The 24,234-nt window shown below is 64.8% G+C and carries 26 protein-coding genes; 13 read left to right on the top strand and 13 right to left on the bottom strand.

Features of this window, described 5'->3' with window-relative positions; translation table 11 throughout:
- The first annotated feature begins 11 nt into the window (after positions 1-11).
- The 7 genes from hyi (at position 12) to RTH46_RS11630 (ending at position 7,854) form a co-directional block, all read left to right on the top strand.
- Positions 12-794 carry a hydroxypyruvate isomerase gene (hyi, locus tag RTH46_RS11660; protein WP_110993595.1) on the top strand — a complete coding sequence of 261 codons (783 nt, stop codon included), beginning with the start codon at positions 12-14 and terminating at the stop codon, positions 792-794.
- A gap of 128 nt (positions 795-922) precedes the next feature.
- Positions 923-1,816 carry a 2-hydroxy-3-oxopropionate reductase gene (locus RTH46_RS11655; protein ID WP_023631172.1) on the top strand — a complete coding sequence of 298 codons (894 nt, stop codon included), beginning with the start codon at positions 923-925 and terminating at the stop codon, positions 1,814-1,816.
- A 261-nt stretch (positions 1,817-2,077) separates the two neighbouring features.
- Positions 2,078-3,352, top strand: a complete 1,275-nt coding sequence (locus tag RTH46_RS11650) for a glycerate kinase (RefSeq protein WP_316905749.1) — start codon at positions 2,078-2,080, stop codon at positions 3,350-3,352.
- Complete coding sequence (gene pyk / locus RTH46_RS11645; RefSeq protein ID WP_316905748.1) at positions 3,349-4,764, top strand: pyruvate kinase; 1,416 nt, start codon at positions 3,349-3,351, stop codon at positions 4,762-4,764. The genes RTH46_RS11650 and pyk overlap by 4 nt, the downstream gene beginning before the upstream one ends.
- Positions 4,765-4,953: 189 nt before the next feature.
- Positions 4,954-5,829, top strand: coding sequence for an urea transporter (locus tag RTH46_RS11640; RefSeq protein WP_153785174.1), 876 nt, complete (start codon positions 4,954-4,956; stop codon positions 5,827-5,829).
- 45 nt (positions 5,830-5,874) lie between these two features.
- A complete protein-coding gene (locus RTH46_RS11635; RefSeq protein WP_153785175.1) occupies positions 5,875-6,696 on the top strand; it encodes an ion transporter in 822 nt (273 codons plus the stop codon).
- Between the two features lie 159 nt (positions 6,697-6,855).
- Complete coding sequence (locus RTH46_RS11630; protein ID WP_316905747.1) at positions 6,856-7,854, top strand: sulfate ABC transporter substrate-binding protein; 999 nt, start codon at positions 6,856-6,858, stop codon at positions 7,852-7,854.
- 127 nt (positions 7,855-7,981) lie between these two features.
- On the opposite strand, the gene RTH46_RS11625 is transcribed toward RTH46_RS11630, so the two are convergent.
- Positions 7,982-8,908, bottom strand: coding sequence for a class I SAM-dependent methyltransferase (locus RTH46_RS11625; protein ID WP_316905746.1), 927 nt, complete (start codon positions 8,906-8,908; stop codon positions 7,982-7,984).
- Between the two features lie 160 nt (positions 8,909-9,068).
- On the opposite strand from RTH46_RS11625, the gene RTH46_RS11620 reads away from it, so the two are divergent.
- The gene (locus tag RTH46_RS11620) at positions 9,069-9,728 is read left to right on the top strand and encodes a DsbA family protein (RefSeq protein WP_316905745.1); all 660 of its coding nucleotides are present in this window, start codon (positions 9,069-9,071) and stop codon (positions 9,726-9,728) included.
- On the opposite strand, the gene RTH46_RS11615 is transcribed toward RTH46_RS11620, so the two are convergent.
- Entirely contained in the window at positions 9,701-10,627 is a 927-nt protein-coding gene (locus tag RTH46_RS11615) for a LysR family transcriptional regulator (protein WP_153785179.1), read from the bottom strand. The two genes, RTH46_RS11620 and RTH46_RS11615, sit on opposite strands and share 28 nt — an antisense overlap.
- 51 nt (positions 10,628-10,678) lie before the next feature.
- Positions 10,679-11,584, bottom strand: a complete 906-nt coding sequence (locus tag RTH46_RS11610) for a DMT family transporter (protein WP_153785180.1) — start codon at positions 11,582-11,584, stop codon at positions 10,679-10,681.
- Between the two features lie 133 nt (positions 11,585-11,717).
- Between RTH46_RS11610 and RTH46_RS11605 the strand changes: the two genes are divergently transcribed.
- The 5 genes from RTH46_RS11605 to RTH46_RS11585 all read left to right on the top strand — a co-directional run bounded on the left by RTH46_RS11605 (position 11,718) and on the right by RTH46_RS11585 (position 16,888).
- Entirely contained in the window at positions 11,718-12,155 is a 438-nt protein-coding gene (locus RTH46_RS11605) for an Lrp/AsnC family transcriptional regulator (RefSeq protein ID WP_153785181.1), read from the top strand.
- An 811-nt stretch (positions 12,156-12,966) separates the two neighbouring features.
- Entirely contained in the window at positions 12,967-13,215 is a 249-nt protein-coding gene (locus RTH46_RS11600; RefSeq protein ID WP_316905744.1) for a hypothetical protein, read from the top strand.
- 185 nt (positions 13,216-13,400) lie between these two features.
- Positions 13,401-13,670 carry a DUF3077 domain-containing protein gene (locus RTH46_RS11595; protein WP_110995301.1) on the top strand — a complete coding sequence of 90 codons (270 nt, stop codon included), beginning with the start codon at positions 13,401-13,403 and terminating at the stop codon, positions 13,668-13,670.
- A 936-nt stretch (positions 13,671-14,606) separates the two neighbouring features.
- Positions 14,607-16,142 carry an NCS1 family nucleobase:cation symporter-1 gene (locus RTH46_RS11590; RefSeq protein WP_153789059.1) on the top strand — a complete coding sequence of 512 codons (1,536 nt, stop codon included), beginning with the start codon at positions 14,607-14,609 and terminating at the stop codon, positions 16,140-16,142.
- Between the two features lie 17 nt (positions 16,143-16,159).
- Positions 16,160-16,888: an aspartate/glutamate racemase family protein gene (locus RTH46_RS11585; RefSeq protein ID WP_153789060.1), complete on the top strand. Its 729-nt coding sequence runs from the start codon at positions 16,160-16,162 to the stop codon at positions 16,886-16,888.
- Positions 16,889-17,032: 144 nt separating this feature from the next.
- On the opposite strand, the gene RTH46_RS11580 is transcribed toward RTH46_RS11585, so the two are convergent.
- From RTH46_RS11580 to RTH46_RS11535, 10 genes are all read right to left on the bottom strand, one after another.
- Complete coding sequence (locus RTH46_RS11580) at positions 17,033-18,226, bottom strand: D-amino acid dehydrogenase (RefSeq protein WP_316905743.1); 1,194 nt, start codon at positions 18,224-18,226, stop codon at positions 17,033-17,035.
- 46 nt (positions 18,227-18,272) lie between these two features.
- Positions 18,273-18,935: a histidine phosphatase family protein gene (locus RTH46_RS11575; protein WP_153789062.1), complete on the bottom strand. Its 663-nt coding sequence runs from the start codon at positions 18,933-18,935 to the stop codon at positions 18,273-18,275.
- Between the two features lie 209 nt (positions 18,936-19,144).
- A complete protein-coding gene (locus RTH46_RS11570) occupies positions 19,145-19,483 on the bottom strand; it encodes an FKBP-type peptidyl-prolyl cis-trans isomerase (RefSeq protein WP_125857958.1) in 339 nt (112 codons plus the stop codon).
- 74 nt (positions 19,484-19,557) lie between these two features.
- Positions 19,558-19,971 (bottom strand): GFA family protein, encoded by a 414-nt coding sequence (locus RTH46_RS11565; RefSeq protein WP_153789063.1) that lies wholly within the window; start codon positions 19,969-19,971, stop codon positions 19,558-19,560.
- A gap of 210 nt (positions 19,972-20,181) precedes the next feature.
- Positions 20,182-21,120, bottom strand: a complete 939-nt coding sequence (locus tag RTH46_RS11560) for a 2-hydroxyacid dehydrogenase (protein WP_316905742.1) — start codon at positions 21,118-21,120, stop codon at positions 20,182-20,184.
- Positions 21,121-21,251: 131 nt separating this feature from the next.
- The gene (locus RTH46_RS11555) at positions 21,252-21,671 is read right to left on the bottom strand and encodes a hypothetical protein (protein ID WP_153789065.1); all 420 of its coding nucleotides are present in this window, start codon (positions 21,669-21,671) and stop codon (positions 21,252-21,254) included.
- 12 nt (positions 21,672-21,683) lie between these two features.
- Entirely contained in the window at positions 21,684-22,871 is a 1,188-nt protein-coding gene (gene ccmI / locus RTH46_RS11550) for a c-type cytochrome biogenesis protein CcmI (protein WP_316905741.1), read from the bottom strand.
- On the bottom strand, positions 22,864-23,340 hold the full coding sequence (locus tag RTH46_RS11545) for a cytochrome c-type biogenesis protein (RefSeq protein WP_316905740.1): 477 nt from the start codon (positions 23,338-23,340) through the stop codon (positions 22,864-22,866). Before RTH46_RS11545 ends, ccmI begins: the two co-directional genes overlap by 8 nt.
- Positions 23,337-23,873, bottom strand: a complete 537-nt coding sequence (locus RTH46_RS11540) for a DsbE family thiol:disulfide interchange protein (protein ID WP_153789067.1) — start codon at positions 23,871-23,873, stop codon at positions 23,337-23,339. Before RTH46_RS11540 ends, RTH46_RS11545 begins: the two co-directional genes overlap by 4 nt.
- Positions 23,870-24,234: cytochrome c-type biogenesis CcmF C-terminal domain-containing protein (locus tag RTH46_RS11535; protein ID WP_316905739.1), on the bottom strand; the 365-nt coding region annotated here is incomplete at its 5' end. The genes RTH46_RS11535 and RTH46_RS11540, both read right to left, overlap by 4 nt.

The raw sequence follows: 24,234 nt of genomic DNA, 5'->3' as shown, positions 1-24,234 counted from the left end.
AGGAGACAACCATGCCTCGCTTCGCTGCCAACCTGTCCATGCTGTTCACCGAACAGGACTTCCTGGCCCGCTTCAAGGCCGCCGCCGATGCTGGCTTCAGCGGTGTCGAATACCTCTTCCCGTATGACTTCAGCGCCGCCGAGATCAAGCAGCAGCTCGATGCCCACGGCCTGACCCAGGTGCTGTTCAACCTGCCGGCCGGCGACTGGGCCAAGGGTGAGCGCGGCATCACCTGCCACCCGGACCGCGTCGAAGAGTTCCGCGCCGGCGTCGACAAGGCCATCGAATACGCCAAGGTGCTGGGCAACACCCAGGTCAACGCCCTGGCCGGCATCCGCCCGCAAGGCCCGGATTGCGCCACCGTTCGCAAGACCTTCGTGGAAAACCTGCGCTACGCCGCCGACAAGCTCAAGGCCGCCGGGATCCGCCTGGTCATGGAAATGATCAACACCCGCGACATCCCCGGTTTCTACCTGAACACCACCCAGCAGGCCCTGGAAATCCAGGCCGAAGTGGGCAGCGACAACCTGTTCCTGCAGTACGACATCTACCACATGCAGATCATGGAAGGTGACCTGGCCCGTACCCTGGAAGCCAACCTGCCGCTGATCAACCACGTGCAGCTGGCCGACAACCCGGGCCGCCACGAGCCGGGCACCGGCGAGATCAACTACCGCTTCCTGTTCGAGCACCTGGACCGCATCGGCTACCAGGGCTGGGTGGGCGCGGAGTACAAGCCCAAGACCACCACCGAGGCGGGCCTGGGCTGGCTGAAGACTCACAACGCTATCTGAACAGCTGAATAAAACGAAACCCGTGGGAGCGGGCTTGCCCCGCGATTGCGATGCTGGCCTTGATGCCGCCATCGCGGGGCAAGCCCGCTCCCACAGGGTCCGCACACAAATACAAGAGGCACATTCTCATGGCTAAAATCGGTTTCATCGGCACCGGCATCATGGGCAACCCCATGGCCCAGAACCTGCAAAAAGCAGGTCACAGCATCTTCGTATCGACCCACCACGACGCAGCTCCTGCCAACCTGATCGCCGCCGGCGGCGTGGCCCTGGCCAACCCCAAGGAAGTGGCCCAGGAAGCTGAATTCATCATCGTCATGGTGCCCGACACCCCGCAGGTCGAAAGCGTCCTGTTCGGTGAAAACGGCGTTGCCGAAGGTGTCGGCCCGAACAAAGTCGTGATCGACATGAGCTCGATCTCGCCGACCGCCACCAAGGCCTTCGCCGAGAAGATCAAGGCCACCGGCGCCGCCTACCTGGACGCCCCGGTGTCCGGCGGTGAAGTCGGCGCCAAGGCCGCCACCCTGAGCATCATGGTCGGCGGCTGCCCGAAAGCCTTCGAACGCGCCCTGCCGCTGTTCGAAGCCATGGGCAAGAACATCACCCGCGTCGGCGGCAACGGTGACGGCCAGACCGCCAAGGTCGCCAACCAGATCATCGTCGCCCTGAACATCCAGGCCGTTGCCGAAGCGCTGCTGTTCGCTGCCAAGAACGGCGCGGACCCAGCCAAGGTGCGTGAGGCCCTGATGGGCGGCTTCGCCTCCTCGAAGATCCTCGAAGTACACGCCGAGCGCATGATCAAAGGCACCTTCGACCCAGGCTTCCGCATCAACCTGCACCAGAAGGACCTGAACCTGGCCCTGCAAGGCGCCAAGGAGCTGGGCATCAACCTGCCCAACACCTCCAATGCCCAGCAAGTGTTCAACACCTGCCAGGCCCTGGGCGGCGGCAACTGGGACCACTCGGCGCTGATCAAAGGCCTGGAGCACATGGCCAACTTCTCGATCCGCGACGACAAGTGATTTGAATCCGGGGGCTGCTGCGCAGCCCTTTCGCGACACAAGGCCGCTCCTATAGGCGGTACGCAATCCCCTGTAGGAGCGGCCTTGTGTCGCGATAGGGGCGCAAAGCGCCCCCTAGATCTCAGATTCAACACCGATGAACCTGCAACCACAGGCTCACCTGGTGACCCCGAGCAACACCCGCCCCTGGTTCGGCCTGCACGGAGGCAGTTCCAGGGGCGTTTTTGATTCTGCAGAACAACAATAATCTGGGAGCCTGCCATGTCGGTCGATCCACAAAACCTCCTGCGCGAACTGTTCGACACAGCCATCGCCGCCGCCCACCCCCGTCAGGTCCTCGAACCCTACCTGCCCGCCGACCGCAGCGGCCGGGTCATCGTCATCGGTGCAGGCAAAGCCGCCGCCGCCATGGCCGAAGTGGTCGAAAAGAGCTGGCAGGGCGAAGTTTCCGGCCTGGTCGTCACCCGCTACGGCCACGGCGCCAACTGCCAGAAGATCGAAGTGGTCGAAGCCGCCCACCCGGTCCCCGACGCCGCCGGCCTGGCCGTGGCCAAGCGCGTGCTCGAGCTGGTCAGCAACCTCACCGAAGACGACCGCGTCATCTTCCTGCTCTCCGGCGGCGGCTCGGCCCTGCTGGCCCTGCCCGCCGAAGGCCTGACCCTGGCCGACAAGCAGCAGATCAACAAGGCGCTGCTCAAGTCCGGCGCCGCCATCGACGAGATGAACTGCGTGCGCAAGCACCTCTCGGCGATCAAGGGCGGCCGTCTGGCCAAGGCCTGCTGGCCGGCCACCGTCTACACCTACGCGATTTCCGACGTACCGGGCGACCTGGCCACGGTCATCGCCTCCGGCCCTACCGTGGCCGACCCGAGCACCTCGGCCGATGCCCTGGCGATCCTCAAGCGCTACAACATCGAAGCGCCCAAGGCCGTCATCGACTGGCTCAACAACCCGGCCTCCGAAACCGTCAAGGCCGACGATCCGGCCCTGGCCCGCAGCCACTTCCAGCTGATCGCCAAACCCCAGCAGTCGCTGGAAGCCGCCGCCGTGAAGGCCCGCCAGGCCGGTTTCAGCCCGCTGATCCTCGGCGACCTGGAAGGCGAATCGCGGGAAGTGGCCAAGGTCCACGCCGGCATCGCCCGGCAGATCGTCCTGCATGGCCAGCCGCTGAAGGCGCCCTGCGTGATCCTCTCCGGCGGCGAGACCACCGTCACCGTGCGCGGCAACGGCCGCGGCGGGCGCAACGCCGAGTTCCTGCTCAGCCTCACCGAAAACCTCAAGGGCCTGCCGGGCGTGTACGCCCTGGCCGGTGACACCGACGGCATCGACGGCTCGGAAGAGAACGCCGGCGCCTTCATGACCCCGGCCAGCTACGCCCGCGCCGAGGCCCTGGGCCTGTCGGCCAGCGATGAGCTGGACAACAACAACGGCTACGGCTATTTCGCCGCCCTCGATGCGCTGATCGTCACCGAGCCGACCCGCACCAACGTCAACGACTTCCGCGCCATCCTGATCCTCGAGACCCCGCAATCATGACGCCTGATAAAAAAGTAAAAATCCTCGCCACCCTCGGGCCTGCGATCAAAGGCATCGATGACATCCGCCAGCTGGTCGAAGCCGGGGTGAACATCTTCCGCCTCAACTTCAGCCACGGCGAACACGCCGACCACGCCCTGCGCTACCAGTGGATTCGCGAAGTCGAGCAGCAGCTCAACTACCCGCTGGGCATCCTCATGGACCTGCAAGGCCCGAAACTGCGCGTTGGCCGCTTCGCCGACGGCAAGGTGCAACTGCAGCGTGGCCAGGCCCTGCGCCTGGACCTGGACAAGACCCCGGGCGACAGCCGCCGGGTCAACCTGCCGCACCCGGAGATCATCGCCGCGCTGGAGCCCGGCATGGACCTGCTGCTCGATGACGGCAAGCTGCGCCTGCGGGTGACCGCCAAGCACAGCGATGCCATCGACACCGAAGTGCTGGCCGGCGGCGAGCTGTCCGACCGCAAGGGCGTCAACGTGCCGCAAGCCGTGCTCGACCTGTCCCCGCTCACCGAGAAAGACCGCCGCGACCTTACCTTCGGCCTGGAGCTGGGCGTGGACTGGGTGGCCCTGTCGTTCGTGCAGCGCCCGCAAGACATCGTCGAGGCGCGCCAGCTGATCGACGACCGCGCCTACCTGATGGCCAAGATCGAGAAGCCTTCGGCGGTCGAGCAGTTGCAGGCCATCGCCGAGCTGTCCGACGCGATCATGGTCGCCCGTGGCGACCTGGGCGTGGAAGTGCCGGCCGAGAGCGTGCCGCAGATCCAGAAGCAGATCATCAACACCTGCCGCCAGCTGGGCAAACCGGTGGTGGTGGCCACGCAGATGCTCGAATCGATGCGCTTCTCCCCTGCCCCGACCCGCGCCGAAGTCACCGACGTGGCCAACGCCGTGGCCGAGGGTGCTGACGCGGTGATGCTGTCGGCCGAGACCGCCTCGGGTGACTACCCGCTGGAAGCGGTGCAGATGATGAGCAAGATCATCCGCCAGGTTGAAAACGGCCCGGACTACCAGGCCCAGCTCGATGTGGGCCGGCCCAAGGCCGAGGCCACCGTGTCGGATGCCATCAGCTGCGCGATCCGCCGTATCAGCGGCATTTTGCCGGTGGCGGTGCTGGTCAACTACAGCGAGTCGGGCAACTCGACCCTGCGCGCCGCCCGCGAGCGGCCACGGGCGCCGATCCTCAACCTGACGCCCAACCTCAACACCGCACGGCGCCTGAGCGTGGCCTGGGGTGTGCACTCGGTGGTCAACGACCGCCTGCGCCAGGTCGACGAGGTGGTTTCCACCGCGCTGGAGATCGCCCAGGCACAAGGCATGGCCAGCCGCGGCGACACGCTGCTGATCACCGCCGGTGTGCCTTTCGGCAAGCCAGGTTCGACTAATACGCTGCGGATCGAGACGCTGGTGTAACCCCGTGGGAGCGGGCTTGTCGGGACGCCGCACCGCCCGCGATGGCGCCAGCAGGCATGGCATTGATGCCTGTGCTGACGCCATCGCGGGTCAAGCCCGCTCCCACGCTACCCGTTGCTGACCCAAGACATTGCGGAAAACCGAGGCCCAAAGAGGCCCACCGCTGACCACTCACCTTGCTGACTGCCCATGTACACCAAAAATTTCGTCAACCCGTGCCCTGACTGGGCCACGGCGCTGCTCAACGGTTTCAGCCAGGTGCTGTTGCTGCGCAACCCCCTGTGCGGCCTGTGCTGCCTGCTGGCCATCCTGCTGACCGCCCCTTCGCTGGTCGGCGGCGCCCTGCTCGGCGCCCTCGCCGGCCTGCTCACCGCCCAACGTCGCGGCTATGACCGTGCCGACCGCCAGGCCGGGCTGTACTGCTACAACGGCGTGCTGATCGGCATCCTGATCAGCGCCGTGCTGCCCTGGTCGGCCATCCTGCCGCCGCTGATCATCGCCGCCGGGGGGCTGTCGAGCATGCTCACCCATCAATGGCGCAAGCGCGGCGGCAAGTTGCTGGTGGCCTACACCGCGCCTTTCGTGCTGCTTGGATGGGCCGCGCTGCTGCTGGCCGCCCCCACCGCCAACAGCTACGTCGAGGCCGACCCGCTGTATGCCATGCTGCGCGGCATCGGGCAGATCTTTCTGCTCGACAAGCCGATGGCCGGGTTGCTGATCGTCATCGGGATGTACTTTGCCAATCCCTATGCAGCCACCTGGGCGGTGATTGGCGCAACGATCGGTGGCGGTGTCGCGCTGCTGGCTGGCGAGGCGCAAGGGGCCTGGCTCGGACTGTACGGCTTCAACGCGGCATTGGCTGCGCTGGCCTTCAGCCGTCAGGGCGAGCGCCCTTGGATGACGTTGCTGGCCATCGCCCTGGCGCTGTTGCTGCAACCGCTGTTCAACCTGCTGCCGATCGCCGGGCTGACCGCGCCGTTCGTGGTCGCCTGCTGGCTGATGCACCTGGGCAGCCACCTGGCGCAGCTCAACCAACGCCGCAACGCGCCCCGCTTGCACAGCTGATACCCAGCCCCTAGGCTCTGCCCATTTGCACAATGGAACGCGCCCATGGAAAACCCAGCAAGCCTGCGCGAGCGGCTTTACATCATCGTCTTCCAGACCGACACCGTCGCCGGCCGGCGTTTCGACAAAGCCCTGCTGCTGATCATCCTCGCCAGCCTGGTCACGGTGATCCTCGACAGCATCGACGAAGTACACCAGGGCTACGCCGGCCTGCTGGCCGCCATCGAGTGGGGTTTCACGGCGATCTTCCTCGCCGAATACATCACCCGCCTGTACTGCTCGCCCAAACCGCTGCGCTACGCCTTCAGCTTCTATGGGCTGGTGGACCTGCTGGCGATCGTGCCGGGGATCATCGCCCTGTACTACAGCGACGCCCAGTACCTGCTGATCATCCGCGTCATCCGTATGCTGCGGATCTTCCGCGTGCTCAAGCTCAGCCCCTACCTCAAGCAGGCCCACTACCTGCTGGCGGCGCTGCAGGGCAGCAAGCAGAAGATCATCGTGTTCCTGGTCAGCGTGTCGACCCTGGTCACCGTGTTCGGCACCCTGATGTACGTGATCGAAGGACCTGAGCATGGCTTTACCAGCATCCCCAAGGGTATCTACTGGGCCATCGTCACCCTTACCACCGTGGGCTTCGGCGATATCGTGCCCAAGACCCCGCTGGGGCAGGTGCTGTCGTCACTGGTGATGATCACCGGTTACTCGATCATCGCCGTGCCCACCGGCATCTTCACCGCCGAACTGGCCAACGCGCTGCGTGGGGAACAGTTGCAGCACGACTGCCCGACCTGCGCCAAGAACCACCATGAACATGGTGCGGCCTTCTGTTCGCGGTGTGGCAATGCGTTGTTTACCAAACATTGAGGCCGTCTGTACCGGCCCCGTGGGAGCGGGCTTGCCCCGCGATAGGGCCGGTACAGGCAACGGCATAACCAAAGCTGTTTTTGTTCTTTAGCCCGCACAGGGCCACCCGCTATAGTCGCAGGCACTCTGCCACTCTCCTTTCAATAACAAGGACGCAACGTGAAAAAACTCTTCAGCGCCTCGCTGCTCGCCGCAGGCCTTGCCCTTGGCAACCTGGCCCAGGCCGCCCCGACCCTGCTCAACGTTTCCTATGACGTGATGCGTGACTTCTACAAGGACTACAACCCGGCCTTCCAGAAGCACTGGGAAGCCGAGCACAAAGAGAAGGTCAACCTGCAGATGTCCTTCGGCGGTTCGAGCAAGCAGGCCCGCGCCGTGATCGACGGCCTGCCGGCCGATGTCATCACCATGAACATGGCCACCGACATCAATGCCCTGGCCGACAACGGCAAGCTGGTACCGGACAACTGGGTGACCCGCCTGCCGAACAACAGCGCGCCGTTCACCTCTGCCACCGTGTTCATCGTGCGCAAGGGCAACCCGAAAGCGCTGAAGGACTGGCCCGACCTGCTCAAGGACGGCGTGCAAGTGATCGTGCCCAACCCCAAGACCTCGGGTAACGGCCGCTACACCTACCTGTCGGCCTGGGGCTATGTGCTCAAGCAAGGCGGCGACGAAACCAAGGCTCGCGACTTCGTCGGCAAGCTGTTCAAGCAGGCGCCGGTGCTCGATACCGGTGGCCGCGCCGCCACCACCACCTTCATGACCAACCAGATCGGCGACGTGCTGGTGACCTTCGAGAACGAAGCCGAAATGATCGCCCGCGAGTTCGGCCGCGACCAGTTCGAAGTGGTCTACCCAAGCGTGTCGGCCGAAGCCGAGCCGCCGGTGAGCGTGGTCGACAAGGTGGTGGCCAAGAAAGGCACCCAGGCCGTGGCCGAGGAATACCTGAAGTACCTGTGGTCGCCCGAAGCCCAGGAAATCGCCGCCAACAACTACCTGCGCCCGCGTGACGCCAAAGTACTGGCCAAATACACCGACCGCTTCCCGAAAGTCGACTTCCTCTCGGTGGAGAAGACCTTCGGTGACTGGCGCACCGTGCAGAAGACCCACTTCAACGACGGTGGCGTGTTCGACCAGATCTATACCAACAAGTAGTAATTGATTTAGGCAGGTCCGGCCCCTTCGCGGGTAAACCCGCTCCCACAGGAATCGCTACAGGTCTGAATACTGTAGGGTCCCTGTGGGAGCGGGTTTACCCGCGAAGAGCCCGGCAAAGTCAACATCACACCTGGCGGAATACCAGGGCCTTCAACCCACCCTCCGGATCCGCATCGGGAAACTCCGGCGGGTTCTCCAACCGCTCGACAAACTCAAGCCCCGACGCATGCTCAGCCATGCCATCAATCAGAAACTGCGACTCGATCCCCGGGTCGTTGACACACGCCAGCACCGTTGCGCCTGCATTCAACAACTCCGGCAAGCGGCGCAGGATCTTCCCGTAGTCCTGGGTCAGCACGAAGCTGCCACGCTGGAAGGTCGGCGGGTCGATGATGATCAGATCGTACGGCCCGTACTTGCGCACCTTACCCCACGACTTGAACAGCTCATGCCCCAGGTAGGCAACGCGCGATGCGTCATGGCCATTGAGCCGGTGGTTGTCACGCCCACGGGACAGCGCCGACTTGGCCATGTCCAGGTTGACCACCTGCTCGGCGCCCCCGGCAATCGCCGCCACCGAAAAGCCGCAGGTATAGGCGAACAGGTTGAGCACCCGCTTGCCGGCCGCCTGCTCGCGCACCCAGCGCCGGCCGTAGCGCATGTCGAGGAACAGGCCATTGTTCTGTCGCACGCCCAGGTCGAGCAGGTACTTCAGGCCATCCTCGGTAACTTCGCGCTGCTGGCAGGGTTCACCGAGCAGCCACTGGCCTGGGCTGTCGGGCAGGTAGCGGTGCTGCAACAGCATGGCCTGGCCGGTCCACTGCGGGCGTTCGGCCAGGCTGCGCAGCATCGCTTCGAGTTCAGCCAACTGGCCCTCGGGTGGTTCACGAAACAGTGCGACCGACAAAACCCCGTCGAGCCAGTCGACGGTGATCTGCTCCAGCCCCGGCCAGCAGCGCCCGCGGCCATGGAACAGACGGCGGGTCTCGGTCGGGGCGGGATCGAGGGCGGCGAGCAGGTGCTGCTCGAGGGTGGCGATGGCTGGGCTCATATCGGTCTTGATCGGGCAAAAGCGCCATTCTACCCGCTCAGCCGCGGGTCATGCCGCCATCGATGAACGGGATGCGTGGGTTGCCCGCATTTTTGTCGCTTTTTCGCCCGTGCCGTGCCGGCGATAGTGCAGCCACCCCCACTGAACACGGATCACTGTCATGCCAACGCTCAAGATCGAATTCTTCCACGACGTCGTCTGCGCCTGGTGCTTCGTCCTCGCCCCGCGCCTGAAGCTGCTGCAGGAGGAACTGAACCTGGATATCCAGCACCGCAGCTTCATCCTCCAGACCAGCCGCGCGGCAATGATCGAACGCTTCGGCTCGATGCCCGAAGCCAAGCACACCATACTCGGCCACTGGCAGTCGTGCGCCCATGCCGAGGACGTCAAGCGCATCAATATCGAAGGCATGCGCCAGCAGGGTTTCGAATACCCCACCGGCCTGCTCGCCGGCCTGGCCTGCCAGGCTGCCAAGGCGCTGGAAGGCAACCCCGGCCACGAGCGCCTGTTCGACCGCCTGCAGGAGGCCCACCTGGTGCACAACCGCAACATCGGTGACCAGGCCACGGTGCTGGCCGTGGCGGCCGAGGCCGGTTTCGAGCCCGAAGCGTTCGCCGCAGCGCTGCAACAGCAAGCACCGCAATTGCTCGAACAGGACCTGGCCCTGGGACGGCGCCTGAACGTCAGCTCGGTGCCTAGCCTGTTGATCGACGGCCGCTTCCTGATCTGCGGCGCCCTGACCTTCGAGCAGCTGCGCCGGACCATCACCCTGGCCCGGGCCGACCTGAGTGCTCACTCCGAGGTACAGGCTACGCCGTAAGCACTGTCGGGGTTCCATGACCGGCATTGCTCGCACAACAACTGCGCCAGCAGCTTCACCTCGGGGTTGTGCCGATAGGCCTCCGGGTATCCCAGGTACAGCGGCACCTCGCGCTCACGCTGGTGCTGCAGGGCGACCCGGCTCAGGCGCTCGTCCCTGAGCCCGTCGCGCACCCGGTGCTGGGGCAGCCAGGCAAAGCCCAGGCCGCGCTCGACGAAGCTTTCGGCGGCCGCCAGGCTGCTCACCGTCCAGCGCTGGGAAGTCCCTAGCCAGCCGCTGTTCTGCGAATGGCGCGTGCCGGAGTCGCGAATCACCACCTGCCGGTAAGGCTTCATGTCGTCCAGGCTCAACTCGCCCTGTAGCTGGCTCAACGGATGGCCAGTACCGACCACGCAAACCAGCGAGACATTGAGCAGCAGCACCTGCACGCAACCGGGCGGCAGGCTGCTGGCGATGGCCAGCTCGACCTTGCCATCCTCCAGCAGCTCGCGGCCACCCGACAGCGCGGTTTCGTACAAGCGGATGCGGTGGTCCGGGTAGTGCCCGGCAAAATCCAGCAACGCCTGCTGCAGGGCATCAAGGGGGAAGAGTACATCCACCGCCAGCGCCTGCTCGGTAAACAGGCCCGGCTGGTACTGGTTGGCCAGGCGTTCGAGCTTCTGCGCCGCCCCAAGCAGGTGCTTGGCCTGGGGCAACAACGCCTGGCCCAGTGGCGTCAGCACGGCCTTGCGGCCCTCGATGACAAACAGCTCCTGCCCCAGCAACTGCTCCATGCGGCCGACCGCATGGCTGACCGCCGACTGCGACTTGTACAGGTGCTCGCCGGCCTGCTGGAAACCGCCGCATTCGACGGTGCTGACGAACGCGCGCCACTGTTCGAGACTGATCCTGGAAAACACCCCACCCTCCGACTCATCCTTGTCAAACGGCGTTGTACCACAAGCGCTGCCCTATTCCGAACGCGTCACCCCGCGCACCCGCGCCGGCCGGAACCACCAGCCCTGTTGCATCCCCGCCGCCGCCAGCAGGATCAGCGCCACCCCCAGCCATTGCAACGGCGCCAGTCGATGACCGAAGGCCACCCAGTCCACCAGGATCGCCGCGATCGGGTAGATGAACGACAGTGCGCCGGTCAGCGCGGTGGGCAGGCGCTGGATGGCGCTGTACAGCAGCACGTACATCAGCCCGGTATGGACGATGCCCAAGGTCACCAGGCTGCCCAATGCCGGCCACTCACCCGGCAGGCCGCCGAGCTTCACCCACGGCGCCAGCAGCATCACCCCGGTGCTCACCTGGATCAGCGCGATCAGGTGCGGCGGCGTGCCGGTCAGGCGCTTGATGATCAGTGCCGCCAGCGCATAGAGGAACGCGGCACCCAGCGCCAGGCCGATGCCCAGCAAGTACTCGCTGCCGCTGGCTTGCCCGGCGCCATGGGCACTGACGATGGCCAGCATGCCGACGAAGGCCACGCCCAGCCAGGTCAGCTTGGCCAGGGTGATCTTCTCGCCGAGAAACAGCGCCGCCAGCCCCACCAGCATGAACGGCTGGACGTTGTATACCGCCGTGCCGATGGCGATCGATGCCCGCGAGTAAGAGGCGAACAGCAGCACCCAGTTGCCGACGATCGCCACCCCGCTGAGCACCGCCAGCAGGAAAGTGGCACGGGTCAGCACGCCGGGCTTGAGAAAGCCCATGGCCGCGCAGATCAGCAGCAAGGTGCCGGCGCCGAACACGCAGCGCCAGAACACCACCTCCAGCACCGGCTGCCCGGACACCAGCACGAACCAGCCGATGGTCCCGGAGATCAGCATGGCGGCGACCATTTCCAGGGAGCCACGGCGTAGCGAATTGTCCATCTCACACCTCCTGTACACGATGGCCACAGTATGCGCGGGGTGTCGATGGACCTTCCAGCGGATAGCGAAGGCAGATTTACCCATTCGCCTTTACTATCAAGGCCAATCACCGGAATTGCCTAACGAGATAGCCATGACTGACGACATCGACCAGCTGTTGATCAACGCCCTGATGGAGGACTCCCGCCGCTCGCTCAAGGCCCTGGCGCAGATCAGCGGGCTGTCCGCGCCCAGCGTCAGCGAGCGCCTGCGCCGCCTGGAGGAGCGTGGCGTGCTGCGTGGGTATACGGTGGAGGTGGATCCACGCTGCTTTGGTTACCAGTTGCAGGCCATCGTGCGCGTGCGCCCATTGCCGGGGAAATTGCAGGAGGTTGAGCGGCAGATCGTCGCCATTCCCGAGTTCACCGAGTGCGACAAGGTCATTGGTGAGGACTGCTTCATCGCCCGCCTGCATGTGCGTTCGATGGAGCAGTTGGACACCCTGCTCGACCTGCTCAATGTGCTGGCCGAGACTAATACCGCGATCATCAAGAAGACCCCGGTGAAGCGCAGGCTGCCGCCGATGGCTTGACGGTTGACGCCCGGCCGCCGCGCAGGGCTTGAGACATGCAGCAAGGCGGACAGCGATGCAATCACAGGAGTGACTGGCCCGAAACAGATGTGGGAGCTGGCTTGCCAGCGATGCGCCGCGCGGGCGGCGCTCGATCTTGTAGGCGCTACAAGAACATCGCCAGGCACCTGGTGGCCTTCGCCCAATCTCCCGGCATGCACCTTGTGGCCATTACCCAATCCTGATTACCCAGGGCCAGCGGTGTGACGCCCAAGGGCCTGTCTTGATATCGCATGTGGGCCACCAGGTGTTCGCCGATGTTCCTGCAGCGCCTATTAGATCGAGCGCCGCCCGCGCGGCGCTTCGCGGGTAAACCCGCTCCCACAGTTTATTTCGGGCCAGTCTTTCCTGTGCAATCACCTGGTCCGCCTTGTTGGCATGGCGCGATATCTCTGTGCGCGCTGAAATGCTCCTACGAAGACCGGCCAGTATCCATGCAACATCTGCAACACCTGACTTCGCTAACTTTTACGAAAAATCGGATTAAGGCCCTTACTTGTAGTCCATTTCCCAAACATACTCTTGCCGCCTTTTTTCCGTTGCGGTCGCCTTGGTAGGTCCCTAGTCTCGGCGAGTCGTTGCACATCAACGACACAGCTTTGACAGGCTGTGACGGTAAATAGCGTGCGGTTTGCCGTTATGGCGGCTGTACGTGCGGGCACGTTCGCGTGCGCCGGAACTTTGCTATTTCCGCCGGTCTGTCAACCCACGTACAGCTGCCACCCTTCTGTTTGACAGCAGGCAGGTGGTCGCACCTGAAAGGTAAATAGCTATGTTGAAGATCGTCCCCGATCCACCCCACAACCATCACTCCCTCGAAGACACCCTGATCCAGGCCACGGAGTACGCCCTGTGCGCGCAGGCTGTTGCGCATCAGGCCATTTCGGTCCAGCAGTCCAAGTCGCCCACGTCGTTTCTGATCATGGCGTTGATGCATGAGATCGAGGCGCTGCGGGTGCTGCTTGAGTCGGCGTTGATTCAGGTGCAGATGCCGCAGATGGAGCGTCGGGCGTTCCACTAGGCCGTAGGTCTTGTGTCGCCTGGGCTGGCGCCATCGCGGGGCAAGTCGCATCGGCGCACCGCCGCTCCCACACAACCCCGAGTCCGCAGGGTAATGCCTGCATCCGTGGGAGCGGCGGTGCGCCGATGCGACTTGACCCGCGATAGGGCCCGCCCAGGCACCGATCATTTCAGGGAGAGTGAGCAATGAACACAGACGACACCACGCCCCGCACCACTGCGGGCAAAACCAAGTTCTACCAAGGCGAAGGCATGACCGCCCCGCTGTTCTGCATCGAGCCCGGCATCCCCTGCCAGCATGCGCGGGACCAGGCTTCGGAGCTGATGGGTTGCGTGCGCGACCTGACCATCACCGGAATCATGGAAGAGAAGCCGCAACTGCTGTGGGCATCGTATTACCTGAGCGCGCTGGCCAAGGCGCTGATGGATGACGCGGAGCTTGGGATGAAGCACTGAGGGTTGGATTGCCTGTGAGACAGGCGCAGCGGCATCCGCGCGCACAGAGATATCGCGCCATGCCAACAAGGCGGACAGCGATGACCTCACAGGAATGACTGGCCCGAAATAGATGTGGGAGCGGGTTTACCCGCGAAGCGCCGCGCGGGCGGCGCTCGATCTCATAGGCGCTACAAAAACATCGCCAGGCACCTGGTGTGTCTTCACCCAATCTCCCGCCATGCGCCTGGTGGCCGTTGCCCGATCCTGATTACCCAGGGCTAGCGGTGTGACGCCCAGAAGCCTGTCTTGAAATCGCATGTGGGCCACCAGGTGCTCGCCGATGTTCCTTCTGCGCCTATCAGATCGAGCGCCGCCCGCGCGGCGCTTCGCGGGTAAACCCGCTCCCACAGTTTGTTTCGGGCCAGTCTTTCCTGTGCCATCACCTGGTCTGCCTTGTTGGTACGACGCGACATCTCTGTGCGCGCCGAATGAGCCGGCTTGCCGGCGAAGAACCCTGGCGATTTTTTGTACACATAAATGTCACCTTAAGTGCCATTTTTGTGTGCACTTTTGCGAAGCAGCGCCCCATTAGGTTACACACTACGACCATCTAATTTTGACCAATTGATCAACTAATACGCATCTTAAAAAATTTAAACTGTTCATTCGGTCAACTTATAAATCCATAATTTCAGTTACTTATATTTAAACTAGTCAAATTCAAAATGATGGCCACCTGAAACTTGGATTCACCCTGGCATAGAACTGGCTTTTGTGTGTTCGTGTTTTGTATACAACTTAAACAAAACATAAATACACAAGAACCCGCAGCGTCGCCCCGAACCGCGACCGCCGCGCCCAGAACCCAGTGATGCCAACGCCTGCACCGACGAGATGGCGAGCCCGTGCGCCAGCGCCCGCTCATCGCAGTCACACGCATCAGGAGCCGCCGGAATGAGTAGCAGCCTCCCCCTTGCCCCTGAACTTTCCGTTGCCAGCACCAGCCCCGTCTCAACCACCCTCGACGGCCACCCGGCCGACCTCGAACTGAGCCCGCGCCTGCATAACCGCGACCTCGCCCCGACCAAAGCCGAAGGCCGCCGCTGGGGCGGCTACAGCATCTTCGCGCTGTGGACCAACGATGTGCACAACATCGCCAACTACTCCTTCGCCATGGGGCTGTTCGCCCTTGGCCTGGGCGGCTGGCAGATCCTCCTGTCACTGGCGATCGGCGCGGCGCTGGTGTACTTCTTCATGAACCTGTCCGGCTACATGGGCCAGAAAACCGGCGTGCCGTTCCCGGTGATCAGCCGCATCGCCTTCGGTATCCACGGCGCGCAGATCCCGGCGCTGATCCGCGCGGTCATCGCCATCGCCTGGTTCGGTATCCAGACCTACCTCGCTTCGGTGGTGCTGCGGGTGCTGCTCACGGCGGTCTGGCCGCAAGTGGCCGCCTACGACCATGACAGCATCCTTGGCCTGTCGAGCCTGGGCTGGGTGTGCTTCGTGGCGATCTGGCTGGTGCAGCTGGTGATCCTCGCCTACGGCATGGAGATGGTGCGCCGCTACGAGGCCTTCGCCGGCCCGGTGATCCTGCTGACCGTGGCCTGCCTTGCGGTGTTCATGTACTTCAAGGCCGACGCGCGCATCGCCTGGTCGGTTGCCGAACCGCTCACCGGCTATGAGATGTGGCGCAACATCTTTGCCGGCGGCGCGCTGTGGCTGGCGATCTACGGCACCCTGGTGCTGAACTTCTGTGACTTCGCGCGCAGCTCGCCGTGCCGCAAGACCATCCGCGTCGGCAACTTCTGGGGCCTGCCGGTGAACATCCTGGTGTTCGCCGCCATCACCGTGGTGCTGTGCGGCGCGCAGTTCCAGATCAACGGCCAGATCATCGACAGCCCGACGCAGATCGTCGCCAGCATCCCCAACACCCTGTTCCTGGTGCTGGGCTGCATGGCCTTCCTGATCGTCACCGTGGCAGTGAACATCATGGCCAACTTCGTCGCCCCGGCCTTCGTGCTCAGCAACCTGGCGCCACGCCACCTGAACTTCCGCCGTGCCGGCCTGATCAGCGCCACCCTGGCGGTGCTGATCCTGCCGTGGAACCTGTACAACAGCCCGCTGGTGATCGTGTACTTCCTGTCGGGCCTGGGCGCCCTGCTCGGCCCACTGTACGGCGTGATCATGGCCGACTACTGGCTGCTGCGTAAGGGCCGCATCAACGTGCCCGAGCTGTACAGCGAGAACCCCGCCGGCGCCTACCACTACACCAAGGGCATCAACCTGCGCGCCCTCGCCGCGTTCATCCCCGCCGCGCTCTTGGCCATCGTCCTGGCCCTGGTGCCCAACTTCCACAGCGTCGCGCCGTTCTCCTGGCTGATCGGGGCCGGCATCGCCGCCGCCCTGTACCTGCTGATCGCGCCGCGCCACGCCCAGTACCACGACGTCAGCGGCGAGTGCATCGCCGTCGACCACAGCAGCCACTGATTTCAGGGAGATCCGTCATGCGTATTCTGATCGCCAACGTCAACACTACCGCAGCCATCACCGAGGCCATCGCCGAGCAGGCGCGCAGCGTCGCCGCGCCGGGCACCGAGATCGTCGGCCTGACGCCCTGGTTCGGTGCCGAATCGGTGGAAGGCAATTTCGAGAGTTACCTGGCCGCCATCGCCGTGATGGACCGGGTGCTGGCCTATGACCAGCCCTACGACGCCGTCATCCAGGCCGGTTACGGCGAACATGGCCGCGAAGGCCTGCAGGAGTTGCTCAACGTACCGGTGGTGGACATCACCGACGCCGCCGCCAGCACGGCGATGTACCTGGGCCACGCCTACTCCGTGGTGACGACCCTGGACCGCACCGTGCCGTTGATCGAGGACCGTCTGAAACTGTCAGGTCTTTACGACCGCTGTGCCTCGGTGCGTGCCAGCGGGCTGGCTGTACTGGAGCTGGAGGCCGACCCAAGGCGGGCCGTTGCAGCCATCGTCGAGCAGGCCGAGCGCGCCGTGCAGGAGGACAAGGCCGAGGTGATCTGCCTGGGTTGTGGCGGCATGGCCGGGCTCGACGAAGAAATTCGCCAGCGTACCGGGGTGCCGGTAGTGGATGGTGTGAGCGCGGCGGTGACCATCGCCGAATCGCTGGTGCGCCTGGGCTTGAGCACTTCCAAGGTGCGCACCTATGCCACGCCGCGGGTGAAGAAGGTGGTGGGCTGGCCGATGCGCTTCGGCCGTTGAGCGGCCTGTAGGGCCCTATCGCGGGGCAAGCCCGCTCCCACGCCTCTGATTTGGGACTGCCCCCAAAAAGTTGGACACCAATCCAACCCTTGAGGGCAGTTCATTTCGTGGGAGCGGGCTTGCCCCGCGATGGGGCTGGCAAAGTCACCCCATCATCCTGGCCAACCGCTCGCCACTGCCGCAGGCCAGGGTGAACCCCAACGCCCCATGCCCCAGGTTCAACCACAGGTTGCGATAATTCGTCGCCCCGATGATCGGCACCCCGGTCGGCGTCGCCGGCCGCATCCCCGCCCACTCCACCGCCTGGCCATAATCGGCCGCCCCAGGCAGTGTCTCCCCCGCCAGCCGGCGCATGCTGCGCAGCCTGCCGGCATCCACCGTTTCGTCATAGCCGACGATGTCCACCATCGCCGCCACCCGCAGTTGCTGGCCCAGCCGCGCATAGACGATCTTGCGCTCGTAATCGGTCAGGCTTACGTCAGGCGCCCGATGGGCCTCGGTGACGGGCGCGGTCAGGCTGTAGCCCTTGAGTGGATAAACCGGCAGGTTCAGGCCGGGCAACGCCAGGCTGGCGCTGCGATGCCCAGCGCACAGCACCAGGCGTTGTACATCCAATTGGCGATCAGCGAGCGCCAGCGCCACCACCTCGTCCTTGCGCCGGATCAACCGAGTCACCGCCTGACCCAGGTGCAGCTGGCATTGCCCCGACGCCTCCAGCCGCTCGGCCAGGCGCAGGCAGAAGCGGTGGCAATCGGCGACTTCCTCGTCCGGGGTGAACACACCGCCGATAAAAGGCGCCTCGGCCAATGCCGGGTCGAGCAGGCGCAATTGCCCAGCATCCAGTACCTGCTGATTGAGTGGATCGAGCAACTGTTCACGCCCATGCGCGAACGCCTGCCGGGTACGAAAGGCGACCAGTTTGCCGTTGCGCCGCCAGGCAAAATCCACCAGGCCGTCCTCCTCGCGCCAGCGCGCCAGCACCGCCTGGCTCTCAAGGGCCAGGCTCAGCAACTGGGCAGCATTGCGCCGATTGACCCCGGTGCGGCAGGCCATGACGAAGGCCGCTAGCCAGCGCCACTGGGCCGGGTCCAGGCGCAGGCGCAAGCGCAAGGGCGAGTCGCCCTGCAACAACCAGCCGAGCGCCTGCCAGGGCACCCCGGCATCGGCCAACGGCGCCACATAGCGGTACGACAGCTGCCCGCCATTGGCGAAACTGGTGGCACTGGCCAGGCTGTCACGGGCTTCGACCAGGTCGACCGAGTAGCCCTCGCGCACCAGCGCATAGGCGGTCGCCAGGCCAACTACCCCTCCTCCAATCACCGTTACCCGCTGGCTCATCCGTACATCCCTGTGCATGGGTTCAGCGCAAGACAGTAACAGCAGCTCAGGTCGGGCAGCCAGACGCACCGTTGTCCAGGCCCTGGCGCACATTACGGCTGAGCAGGCTGGCCTTGCCGTCGTGCCAGGTCAGGGTGAGTACATACAGGGTGTCGAAGTCATCACCGCTCCAGTCCTGGGTGATTACCCGATCCTCACCCAGGGCCTTGCCGGCCACGGCATTGATCAAGTCCGGTAGATAACCATGGGACCAGGCGGTATAGACCGTGGCATTGCGGTACTTGTCGCGCAGCAGTTCCCTGGCCAGGCCATCGGTGTCGTTGGCGCCGTAGTCGATGTTCACCGGCAGGCCCAGGCGAATGGCACTGGGGGTGATGGTCATCAGTGGGCGGATGTAGCTGTAGCTCTGGTCCTGGCTGCCTTCCTCGACATGCCGCGAGGGGTTGGCGGCGAACACGTAGTCGGCCTTGCCGAAACGCTCCGGCAGCAAGGTGGCCAGGTCGATGGCACGGTTGAGCCCCTGGCAGTTCAACTGGCCCAGGCCTTCACCAGGCTTTTCGGCGTGGCGCAGGAAAACCAGGGTCTGGGTGCCATCCACCGGCCGCGCCCGGCTTTCGACCACATCCATTGCCAAGGGCACGGCCGCAGCGGTGAGCAGCAGGCTCAGCAGCAGGTGACGACGACGGCGAACGAAGGGGAGCAGTTTCATCTACGGCAGGCTCTTGTGGCAGAAGGTATCGAGGCTCGCCACATAGCCTGCCGTCGATGCCGCAGGCGCCCTTGCAGTGGATGCCATCCTTGGCCGCGCGTGAGGGTCAGAGTGCCCTCGCCCCGTTTGGTTCCTCCCTGCGTACAACTACCGTTCCGTGGCCAGAGACCACGTTAGTAGCGGACTGTTGCCAAATGATGTCCCGTGCCTCAATCGTCCCGGGTCAGCACTTCGAGCAGTTCGATCTCGAAGGTCAGGTCGGAATTCGGCGGGATCGCGCCCACGCTGCGCTCGCCATAGCCCAGGTGTGCCGGCACCAGCAGCTTGCGCTTGCCGCCCACGCGCATGCCCATCAGGCCCTGGTCCCAGCCCTTGATCACCCGGCCGGTGCCGATCACGCACTGGAACGGCTTGCCGCGTGTCCAAGACGAATCGAACTCGCTGCCGTCGGCCAGCGTGCCCCGGTACTGGGTAGTGATCAGCGCGCCCTTGACCACGGCCTTGCCGTCGCCTTCCTGTAGATCGATGACTTGCAGCTCACTGCTCATGGCAGGTTCCTCGAAGCGGTTTTTCGTGGCCGCCCTTTTCGCAGGAATGCGCAGGTTTGGCAAGGCAGCTTGCCTCAGGTCGGGGCGAACTGCTCGAAGACCTGCTGGCCGGTGAGGTCCTTGGTTTCGTTCTTGAAGCAGTACCAGGCGGGTTTTTCGTCGATGAAGATCTGCTCGGTGAAGGTCCAGTTTTCTTCACCATCGAGCAGGCCGACTGGCACGACGTACAGCTGGCTTTCTTTCAAGCGGTAGAACAGGTGCGTGCCGCATTGGCCGCAGAAGCCGCGCTCGGCCCATGGGGATGAGTCGTAGACGCTGGGTGCCGGGCCTTCGAACTGCGGGGGGTTGGCGCACTGCACCGCCAGTAGCGGGCCTCCGGTCCATTTGCGGCACATGCTGCAGTGGCAGGCGCCGACGTGGGTGTGATCGAGGGTCACTTTCAGGCGTGTGGCGCCGCAGAGGCAGGTGCCTTGTTTTTCCAATGGCATGATCGAAGCTCCGTGCTGTTTGGGGGGGATTGCAGTATAGGCTGGGGGCTGCGAAGTGTTCGCCGATAGAGTTGCAGCGCCTGTGAGATCGAGCGCCGCGCGGGCGGCGCTCGATCTCACAGGCGCAGATAATCTATCGGCGAACACCTAGAGGCCCTGACACACCCCAAGATTTTACCTACCGATGCAAAACCGAGCCTTAAAGCAATCTCAACCGCGAACCGGCGTCAACACTGCCTCACCCGCAAAAAACGCCTGCAAATTACGCAGCACCAGGTTCACGGTATCGCGCGCCGCCTCCGGCGACTGCCCGGCAACATGCGGGGTAAGCACGGTATTGGCCAGCGCCTTGAGCGCATCAGGTACCGCAGGCTCGTCATCGAACACATCTAGCGCGGCGCCCGCGATCAGGCCTTGCTGCAGGGCTGTGACCAGCGCCTGCGTGTCCACCACGCTGGCACGGGCGATATTCACCAGATACCCCTCGGCGCCCAAGGCCTCAAGCACCTGGCCATCGACCAGATGGCGCGTGCCGTTACCACCGGGCGTAGCAACCACCAAAATATCCACCGCATCGGCCAGGTGCAGCGGGCTGTCGTACCAGGTGTAGGGCACATCGCTGCGCGGGGTGCGGCTGTGATAGCTGACGTTCATGTCGAAGCCCAGGGCGGCGCGCCGGGCGATGGCCTGGCCGACCGCGCCAAGGCCGATGATGCCCAGGCGCTTGCCACTCACCGAGGGGCTGATCACCCGGTTCCATTCACCGCGACGGGTGCTGGCATCAGCCCGCGGGATGTCGCGCAGCAGCGCCAGCAGCAGGGCCAGGGTGTGGTCGGCGACTGCGCCGGCATTGGCGCCGGCGCCATTGGTCACGGTGATGCCGCGCGCGGCGGCGGCGGCCAGGTCGACCTGCTCGTAGCCGGCGCCGATCACGCAGATGATCTGCAGCTTCACCAGCTGTTCGATTTCAGCGGCAGTCAGGCCCAGCGGGCCACGGGTGAGCACGGCATCGATATTGCCGGCGTGCCGGGCGATGGCATCGGCGCGCAGTTGCGGCGAGGGTGCGCGGATCAGGCGGTAGCCGGCCTGTTCCAATAGCGGCAGGTAGTCATCGACGGTTTCCACCAACACCAGGACTGTCTTGCTCATGCCACCCTCCCATTGAATGCGAAGGGGCAGTATGCCAGTTGTTGGCGCTGCCGGCCCTATCGTGGGGCAAGCCCGCTCCCACGCACATGGCGGCGTGGGAGCGGGCTTGCCCCGCGATCAGACCACGGCAGTTATTGCCCGAACGCCCTGCCCAACCCGCCCGGCACGCCACTGCTGTCAGTGTCCTGCCACGGCCCATTGGGGCTCAGCGACCAGCTCCAGCCGTTGTTCCAGCGGTAATAGGTGCGCTGGCGGTAAAAGGTGTTGGGCTGCTTTTCCAGCACATAGACACCCAGCTTCGGGTCCCAGTGGCTGGCGCCACCGGGTGGCGGGGCAAAACTGGCAGAGGTGCGCGGCATTGGCTTGGGCGTCGCTGCCGGGCCGCTGGGTGCGGGTTTGCTGCCTGGCAGCGGCTTGACCGCCGGCCCCTGGTGCGGCGGCGGTGTGGTCTGGATCGGCGGCAGCGGCTCGCGTTCGCCCGGCTGATGCACCGTACACGCGGAAAGACCCAGGGCCAGGGTAATCAGGGTCAGGCGGACGGTGCTGTTCATGGGGCTGCTCTCTTATGAATCGGGGCTGTCGATGGTCAGGTGCTGGGTGGCCTGGGTGCCACTGGCCAGCGGGGCGCTCTGGCCTTTCCACTCACCGTGGGTCGGCTGGCCTGCACGGGAGACACGGGCAACCAGTTGGACTTCAGCGTAGTCCGACAGTTTCATCTGCGGCATCATCGCGTCGGCGTCCGACAGTTCCACCTCGATCGGCAGCTGCGCCACGGTCACCCGCTTGGCCGCCAGGGGCATAGGCGGGCCATTGCTGGCGCGGGCGAAGATGAACACGGTGTCGTCCGGGCGGACCTTGTCCTTGAGCGCCGCGGCCAGCTCTACCCGCACTTTCAGACGTGCGCTTTGCTCGACCTTGCCGCCGCCAGCCTTGAGTTTGTCTGCGGCGCGGTCGATGCCGCCCTGCAGCGCGGCACGCGAGGCATCGCCCTCGGGCAGTTGCGCCAGCAGGCGCTGCCAGAAGCCGATGGCCTCCTGGTAACGCTGCCCCTCGAACGCGGCAATACCGCGCAGGCCAAGGCTGGTGACTTCCTGCGGGTCGGCCTTCAAGGCCTCCTCGGTCAGTGCTTGCAGCTGCGGGCTCCACTGCTTGTCGGCGGCGAAGTACAGCGCCTGGGCCCATTGCCCGAGCAGTTCCGGCTGGCGCCCGGCCAGGGCCACGGCGCGCTCGAAGGCCTTGGCGGCATCCGCCGGGCGCTGATCGGCCATATAGGTGCGGCCCAGGATGTACAGGGCTTCGGCCGAGTCCGGCTGGGCCTGTACCGCCCGTTCCAGGCGCGAGGTCATTTCCTGCATGGATTGCGGCGCCTTGGCGAACTCCTGGGTCAGCTCGACCTTGTCGGCGGCGCCGAAGTGCAGGTACAGCCCCAGTGCCATGGCGGGCACCAGTACCGCCGCCAGCAGCGGGATGGCCTTGCCCAGGTGGCCCTGGCGGGCGGCGCCGTCGCGCTCGGTGTCGGCCAGCAGCTCGCGGGCCGCTTCGTCGCGGCCCTTGGCCAGCTGTTCGGCGTCGAGCACCCCGGCCTGCTGCTGGGCAGCCAGCTCGGCGACGCGTTCTTCGAACAGCGCCACGTTGAGTGCGGTACGGTCCTGCTCGGCCTGCTGGCGACGGCGGCCACGCAGGATCGGGAGCAGCAGAAATGCCAGGGCGGCGAGCAGCAGCAGGCCCGCGCTAAGCCAGAATTCAGTCATGGGTACGGTCTTTTTCCAGCAGTTTGGCGAGACGCTCGCGTTCGTCGGCAGACAATTCGGCGGGGCCGGCTGCGGCCTGGCCACGGCGCCAGCGCACGATCAGCGCCAGCACCACGAAACCACCGGCCAGCAGGATGCCTGGGCCGAACCAGAGCAGGAAGGTGCGCCCACTGAGCGCCGGCTTGTAGCGCACGAAGTCGCCATAGCGATCGACCATGAAGTCGATGATCTGCTGATTGCTCTTGTTCTCGCCAAGCATGCGGAAGATCTCGCGGCGCAGGTCGGCGGCGATCGGCGCGTTGGAGTCGGCGATGTCCTGGTTCTGGCACTTGGGGCAGCGCAGCTCCTTGGTCAACTGCTGGTAGCGTTCACGCTCGGCTTCGTCGCGAAACTGGTAAGTGTCGATGGCCGCCCGGGCGGCGCCGGCCAGGCTCAAGCCGAGCACGGCGGCGGCTAACCAACGCTTCATGGCCTGGCCTCATCGACCAGGCCCTGGTACAGCGGCGCCAGCTGCTCGCGCCACACCGTGGCATCCACCACGCCGACGTGCTTGTAGCGGATGATGCCCTTGGCATCGACCAGGAAGGTTTCCGGCGCGCCGTACACGCCCAGGTCCAGGCCCAGCGAGCCTTGTGGGTCGGCGATATTGAGCTGGTAAGGGTTGTGGAACTCGGCCAGCCATTTCAACGCGGCGGCGCTGTCGTCCTTGTAGTTGACCCCGTGGATCACCACGCCCTGTTGGGCCAACTGGTTGAGGTACGGGTGCTCGACCTTGCACGACGGGCACCAGGTGCCCCACACGTTGACCAGCGCCGGGCGGCCGAGCAGGTCGGCCTGGGTCAGCGTGCGGTCACCCTGCACGGTGCCCAGCGAGAAGGCCGGGAACGGTTTGCCGATCATGGCCGAGGGCAGCTCGTCGGGCTTGAGGAACAGCCCTTTGTAAAGAAAGACCGCCACCAGCAGGAATACCGCCAGTGGCACCACCATGATCCAACGCTTCATGCAGTCGCTCCAGACACGCCCAGGGCCTCACGCACCCGGGTCTTGACCTTGACGCGGTAGCGTCGGTCGAAGGCCGCCAGCAAGCCGCCCAGGCCAGTCAGCAGACCGCCCAGCCAGATCCAGCGGACATAGGGTTTGATATGCACCCGCACCGCCCAGGCACCGTTTTCCAGCGGCTCGCCCAGGGCGACATACAGGTCGCGGGTAAAGCCTGCGTCGATGCCAGCCTCGGTCATCATCGACTGCTGCACGGTGTACAGGCGTTTTTCCGGGTGCAGCACCGAGACTTCCCGGCCCTCGCGGGAAACCCGCACAGTGCCCTTGTCGGATATGAAGTTCGGGCCCTCAAAGTGCTTGGCGC

This window comes from Pseudomonas sp. zfem004, from assembly GCF_032621715.1.
GTDB classification, from domain to species: Bacteria; Pseudomonadota; Gammaproteobacteria; order Pseudomonadales; family Pseudomonadaceae; genus Aquipseudomonas; species Aquipseudomonas sichuanensis.
This window is presented reverse-complemented; position numbering and strand designations above follow the sequence as displayed.